This is a genomic window from Klebsiella sp. MS 92-3, from assembly GCF_000195655.1.
Classification (GTDB): Bacteria; Pseudomonadota; Gammaproteobacteria; order Enterobacterales; family Enterobacteriaceae; genus Klebsiella; species Klebsiella pneumoniae.
On sequence record NZ_GL882815.1, the window covers coordinates 18,867 to 21,817 of the forward strand.

Here is a 2,951-nt window from a genome sequence, read left to right on the forward strand (position 1 = left end):
GGGGGGGGGGGGGGGCGTCGTTCGGGTCAGCACCCGGCGACAACCTGTGAGCTGACGAACGGGATCGTCTCGATCCCGGCAAGGCTTCTGACCACGAATACGGGGAAATAATAACCATGTCCGCAATAAATGAAAAGGCGGTAAACGGGACGCAGCTGCAACGCACCCATAAAAAAATCTACCGCCATTTGATGCCGCTGCTTATCGTGGCGTACATCATCAGCTTTATTGATCGTACCAATATTGGCATGGCGAAAGCGACCATGTCGGTGGATATCGGCCTTTCCGCAACCGCATTCGGCCTCGGGGCCGGGTTGTTTTTTCTCACCTACGCAGTGCTGGAGATCCCCAGTAACCTGTTTCTCACCCGGATTGGCGCACGGCGCTGGATAGCTCGCATCATGATTACCTGGGGCATCCTCTCCTGCGGTATGGCGTTTGTCACCGGGCCTACGTCCTTTTACGTGATGCGCCTTCTGCTCGGCGCCGCCGAAGCGGGACTCTATCCGGGCATTATTTACTACCTCACCCTCTGGTTTGGCCGCGAAGAGCGCGCAAAAGCCACCGGCCTGTTCCTGCTGGGGGTCTGTCTGGCCAATATTATCGGCGCGCCGCTGGGCGGATTGTTATTAAGCCTTGATGGCATGTCCGGCTGGCACGGCTGGCAGTGGATGTTCTTTATCGAAGGGCTGCCTGCGATAGCGCTGGCGTTCGTCGTCTGGCGCAGACTGCCGGATAAACCAGCCGACGCCCGCTGGCTGGACAGCGACGATGTGCAAGCCATTAACGCGGTACTGGCGAAAGAAGCCGAGGAAACGCGCCATACGCCGAGCCGTTTCTCCCTGAAAACCGCGCTGTCCACCCGAGTGTTTTTGTTGCTGGTGCTGATTTACTTTACCCACCAGTTTTCGGTTTACGGCCTGAGTTATTTCCTGCCGGGGATCATCGGTAGCTGGGGCCAGCTTACTCCGCTGCAGATTGGTCTGCTGACCGCCATCCCGTGGATTGCCGCCGCCGCGGGTGGGATCCTGCTGCCGCGATTCGCCCGCACGGAACAGCGTTCCCGCAGCATGCTGATGGCCGGATATCTGGTCATGGCGACCGGCATGGCGATTGGCGCCATTGCCGGCCACGGTGTGGCGCTGCTTGGCTTCTCGCTGGCCGCTTTCATGTTCTTCGCTATGCAATCCATCATCTTTAACTGGCTCCCGTCCATCATGAGCGGGCATATGCTGGCGGGCAGCTTCGGCCTGCTCAACTGCCTCGGGCTGTGCGGGGGCTTTCTCGGGCCGTTTATTCTCGGCGCGTTTGAGGACCGCACCGGTGCGGCAACGTCCGGCTTATGGTTCGCTGTCGCGCTACTGATTATCGGCGCGCTGGTGTCCCTGTTTCTCAAAAGTTCCTCATCCCCAGGCTCCGTATCGGCGAAACAGGCCCACGGCGAAAAAGTGTAATCAGGAGGCCATTATGCGCATTGAAGTGTTACTGGATTTAAAAACCCGACTCGGCGAAAGCCCGGTCTGGGATGTCGAACAGCAGCGTCTTTGGTGGGTGGACAGCCTCGACGGGCGCCTGTTCGCCTGCAACGCGCAGGGCGGCGCGATCAAGAGCTGGGACGTGCGACAGAAAATTGGCTCTTTCGCCATGCGCCAGAGCGGCGAAGGCGCGGTGGTGGCGCTGCAGAATGGCGTTCATCTGCTCGACTTCGCCAGCGGCGAGCTGACGCTGTTGCACCATCCGGAAGCGGACCGACCCTTTAACCGGCTCAACGACGGCAAAGTCGATCGTCAGGGACGCTTTCTGTTCGGGTCAATGGATATGCGCGAAGAGGAACCGAGCGGCGCGCTATATCGCCTGGACCCCGATCTGTCCCTGCACGTGCTGAAGAAAGACATTATCGTCTCTAACGCCCCCTGCTGGAGCCCCTCCGGCGAGACCTTCTATTTTGCCGATACCTGGACGGGCGAAATCTGCGCCTGGGACTACAACACCGCGACCGGCGATCTTTCCGGCGAACGGGTCTTTTGCCATGTCGATAGCAGCGAAGGCGGCGCGGCGGACGGCGCCACCGTGGACAGCGAAGGCTATCTGTGGAACGCGCTGGTCTACGCGGGCAAGCTGGTGCGCTATACCCCGGAGGGCAAGGTCGATCGCATCATTGAGATGCCGGTGAAAAAAGTGACCAGCGTGATGTTCGGCGGCGAAAACCTTGATGTGCTGTACGTCACCTCCATGGCGCAGCCGCCCCTGCCGCGTTTCCCGGAAGATAATCAGCTGCGCGGCAGCCTGTTCGCCATTTACGACCTGGGCGTGACCGGCGTAGCAGAACGGCGCTTCGCCGGCTAAACGAACCACCGGCTCGCCGCGATAACAATAATACCCGGCGAACTGACTCTGACCCTGACACCAGGCGGCGCGCATCATGCTGTCGCGACGCCGCGGAGTAAACACGACTATGACAACAATCAATCACACACCTGCCGGCGAACAACGTGGCAAAAAGCGGCTGATACATCGCTTCTCCTGGGTTTCGCTACTGGTTTGCTGGCTAATCTGGGTGCTTAACGCCTACGATCGCGAGATGATCCTGCGCCTTGGCCCGGTCATCTCTAAGGAGTTCTCGCTCTCGCCGGAACAGTGGGGCAATATCGTCGCCCTGATCATGGTAGCCCTTGCGGTGCTGGATATTCCCGGCTCCATCTGGAGCGATCGCTACGGGTCTGGCTGGAAACGAGCGCGCTTTCAGGTACCGCTGGTGCTGGGCTATACCGCGCTGTCTTTTATTTCCGGGATTAAAGCGATCAGCCACGGGCTGACGGCCTTTGTGCTGCTGCGCGTGGGCGTCAACCTTGGGGCCGGCTGGGGCGAACCCGTCGGCGTCAGCAACACCGCGGAGTGGTGGCCGAAAGAGAAGCGAGGGGTTGCGCTGGGGGGGCATCATACCGGCTATC

General features: G+C 60.1%; 3 protein-coding genes. All 3 read left to right on the top strand.

What is annotated here, in order from left to right:
- The first annotated feature begins 116 nt into the window (after positions 1–116).
- Positions 117–1,454, top strand: coding sequence for an MFS transporter (locus HMPREF9538_RS12835; protein WP_004143425.1), 1,338 nt, complete (start codon positions 117–119; stop codon positions 1,452–1,454).
- A 13-nt stretch (positions 1,455–1,467) separates the two neighbouring features.
- Entirely contained in the window at positions 1,468–2,346 is an 879-nt protein-coding gene (locus HMPREF9538_RS12830; protein WP_009485229.1) for an SMP-30/gluconolactonase/LRE family protein, read from the top strand.
- Between the two features lie 76 nt (positions 2,347–2,422).
- Positions 2,423–2,951: MFS transporter (locus HMPREF9538_RS12825; protein WP_171805138.1), on the top strand; the 529-nt coding region annotated here is incomplete at its 3' end.

Excerpts from the sequence above, each read along its gene's own strand:
- HMPREF9538_RS12835 (WP_004143425.1), top strand. The coding sequence starts at position 117 with ATGTCCGCAATAAATGAAAAGGCGGTAAACGGGACGCAGCTGCAACGC.
- HMPREF9538_RS12830 (WP_009485229.1), top strand. The coding sequence starts at position 1,468 with ATGCGCATTGAAGTGTTACTGGATTTAAAAACCCGACTCGGCGAAAGC.